This is a genomic window from Aquipuribacter hungaricus, assembly GCF_037860755.1.
Classification (GTDB): domain Bacteria; phylum Actinomycetota; class Actinomycetes; order Actinomycetales; family JBBAYJ01; genus Aquipuribacter; species Aquipuribacter hungaricus.
In genome coordinates this window covers 1-3,076 of the sequence record NZ_JBBEOI010000329.1, presented here as the reverse complement: position 1 = coordinate 3,076, position 3,076 = coordinate 1, and the positions used below count along the sequence as shown (strand labels likewise).

The window sequence follows — 3,076 nt, the reverse complement described above, 5'->3', positions numbered from 1 at the left end:
GAGCAGGCCGGCCGCCCCGCCGACCGTCAGCACCCAAGGCAGTGCCCGCGCCGGCCCGGCGGGGGGCGCCGCCGCGGCACCGGCGGTCCGGTCGTGGACGGCGGGCGGCAGCGGCGCGGCTGGCATGCGGCCATGATGACCCACCCCGCCGGGCGCGGGGCTCAGCCCATGTCGCGGTAGCGCTGCGACGTGGCGACCTTCTGGGCGATCTCCTCCGCCGTGACCGGGCGCGGCGGCTTCGACCAGTCCTGCGGGTCCGAGGCGTAGAGCACCGCGTAGCCGGCCGTGTCGCGCTGGGTGCGCCACCCCTCGGCGAGCGGGCCCAGGTCGTAGGTGTCGTAGCCGATCTCGTCGATGACCCGGGCGGCGGTCGCCTTGGCACCGGCGTCGTCCCCGGCGACGGCGAGCGCCGACCGGTCGGGGGCGCCCGACGGCCGTGCGAGCACGCCGAGGTGCTCGAACCAGATGTTGTTGAACGCCTTGACCACGTGCGAGCCGGGCAGCCGGGCCTGCAGCAGCTCCGACGTGGTCGTCGACTCCTCGTCGAGCTCGGGCACCTGGCCGTCGCGCTCGGGGTAGTAGTTCATGGTGTCGAGCACGACCTTGCCCGCGAGCGGCTCGACGGGGACCTGGTCGCGGGCGTGCAGCGGGATGGTGACGACGACCACGTCGCCGGCCGCGGCGGCCTCCTCCGGCGTCGCGGCCCGGGCGCGCGGCCCGAGCCCGGCGACCAGGTCGGCGAGCGTCTCCGGTCCGCGGCTGTTGCTCAGCACCACGTCGTGCCCCGCGTCGACCGCGAGCCGCGCGAGGGTGCCGCCGATGTTGCCTGACCCGATGAAGCCCCATGTCGTCATGGCGGCGTCAACAGGACCGGCCGCCAGGCATTCCGGGTCGCACCGTGGGCACGCCTGGCCCGCCCGCCCCGCCCGGGTGCAGGCTCGTGCCATGCAGACGCGCACGCTCGGCAGCACCGGCCTCGAGGTCTCCGCGCTCGGCCTGGGGTGCATGGGGCTCAGCTCCGGCTACGGCCCGGCCGCGGACCGGTCCACCTCGCTCGCCCTGCTGCGGACCGCGGTCGACAGCGGGGTGACGCTGTTCGACACCGCCGAGGCCTACGGCCCCCACGCCAACGAGGAGCTGCTCGGCGAGGCGCTCGCCCCGGTCCGCGACCAGGTCGTCATCGCCACCAAGTTCGGCTTCGCCTTCGACGAGCACGGCAAGCAGGTCGGCGTCGACAGCAGGCCCGAGCACGTCCGCGAGGTCGCGGAGGCGTCGCTGCGCCGGCTGCGGACCGATGTCATCGACCTCTTCTACCAGCACCGCGTCGACCCGGCCGTACCCGTCGAGGACGTCGCCGGGGCGGTCGGGGAGCTCGTCGCCGAGGGCAAGGTCCGCTGCTTCGGCATGTCCGAGGCGGGCGCCGGGAGCATCCGCCGCGCCCACGCCGTCCACCCCGTGACCGCCGTGCAGAGCGAGCACTCGCTGTGGACCCGGCACCAGGAGGCGGAGGTGCTGCCCGTGCTGCGCGAGCTCGGCATCGGCTTCGTGCCGTTCAGCCCGCTGGGCCGTGGCTTCCTCACCGGCGCGCTCGACGCCTCGGCGACGTTCGGCGAGGGCGACATCCGCGCCGGCATCCCCCGCTTCGGGCGCGAGGCGCTCGAGGCCAACCAGGCCCTCGTCGACCTGGTGCGCCAGGTCGGCTCCCGCCACGGGGCCACCCCGGGACAGGTCGCGCTGGCCTGGCTGCTCGCCCAGGGACCCGACGTCGTCCCCATCCCGGGGACGCGGCGGGCGGACCGGCTCGCGGAGAACCTCGGTGCGCTCGACGTGCGGCTCGACGCCGACGACCTGCGGGAGCTGGGCGAGGCCGCGGACCGGGTCGGCGTCGTCGGGGCCCGCTACAGCGAGGCGGCCGAGCGGATGACCGGGCTGTAGGCCGCCGGGCCCGCGGCCGCCCTCCTCAGGAGGGGCCGGCCGCGGCGCCCAGCCTGTGGTCGCGCAGCCACCGCGCCAGCACGTCGTAGGCCCGCCGGCGGGGCTCCTGCAGCGACAGGAACACGTCGTGCCGGGCGCCCACGACCGGGACGACGGTGGTCTCCCCGCCCAGGCAGCCGGCCCAGCGGGCGATCTGCCGGACGTCGAGCACGGTGTCGGCCCGGTCGACGTCGTCGGAGTGGCTGCGCGCCCAGTGCGTCCGGTCCGACCGCAGCACGAGCGACGGGACCCCCACGTCGAGCCCGCGGTGCAGCCGTGCCTGGGCGCGACGGACGGCGTTGAGCCAGCCGACGGTGACGGTGAACCCGTCCAGCGGCTTGAGGGCGGTGTCGAAGTCCCACTCCCCGGTCCCGCTGGTGTGCAGGCTGTGCCCGTACACCGAGCTGCCCGAGCTCATGGCCCGCAGCGGCCGCACCCGGGACAGCACCCGCAGCGCCTGCGTGACGGGTCCGCGGGCGAGCGACGAGCCCTGCAGGTCGAACCACGGGCTGTTGAGCACGAGCCCGGCGACCGGCGCGACCTCGCCACGGCGGCGGCGCCGGTCCAGCCACAGCGGCGCCACGAGCCCGCCGGTGGAGTGCGCGAGCACCACGACCGGCAGCCCCGGGTGCGCGGCGGCCACGAGCGCCAGGGACCGCTCGAGCTCCTCGTCGTACCGCTCGAACGAGGTCACGTAGTGCGCCGTCTGCCCCGGCCGCCGGGCACGCCCGGACTTCCGCAGGTCCAGGCCGTAGACGGCCAGCCCGTGCGCGGCTAGCTCGTCGGCCATCGCGGTCTGGAAGAAGTAGTCGGAGAAGCCGTGGAGGTACAGCACGGCGCCGGCGACCCGCTCGCCGTCGCGCACCGCCCGCCGGACCAGGACCGCGGCGACGTCGCCCTCGCCGTCGGGGTCCGCACCCAGCTCGAGCACCTGCTGCTCGTAGCCGTCGCCGAGCAGGTCCGGGCCCCAGCTGTCGGTCGCGGGGGCCTGCCCGTCGACCGCGAGGTCCTGGCCGTCGACCGCGAGGTCCTGGCCGTCGACCGCGGGGGCGCGGCCGTCGGCGCTCACCGGCGTGCCCGGGCGCGGCCGAGGCCGCCGGCC

General features: G+C 76.4%; 3 protein-coding genes. 1 reads left to right on the top strand and 2 read right to left on the bottom strand.

Annotation, left to right across the window (positions count from 1 at the left end; translation table 11 throughout):
* Positions 1–161: 161 nt before the first annotated feature.
* Complete coding sequence (locus WCS02_RS19070) at positions 162–854, bottom strand: NADPH-dependent F420 reductase (RefSeq protein WP_340295864.1); 693 nt, start codon at positions 852–854, stop codon at positions 162–164.
* A gap of 91 nt (positions 855–945) precedes the next feature.
* On the opposite strand from WCS02_RS19070, the gene WCS02_RS19065 reads away from it, so the two are divergent.
* Positions 946–1,935 carry an aldo/keto reductase gene (locus WCS02_RS19065; protein ID WP_340295863.1) on the top strand — a complete coding sequence of 330 codons (990 nt, stop codon included), beginning with the start codon at positions 946–948 and terminating at the stop codon, positions 1,933–1,935.
* 25 nt (positions 1,936–1,960) lie between these two features.
* Here the strand turns inward: WCS02_RS19065 and WCS02_RS19060 are convergent.
* The coding region (locus WCS02_RS19060; protein WP_340295862.1) for an alpha/beta hydrolase at positions 1,961–3,076 on the bottom strand (1,116 nt) is incomplete at its 5' end.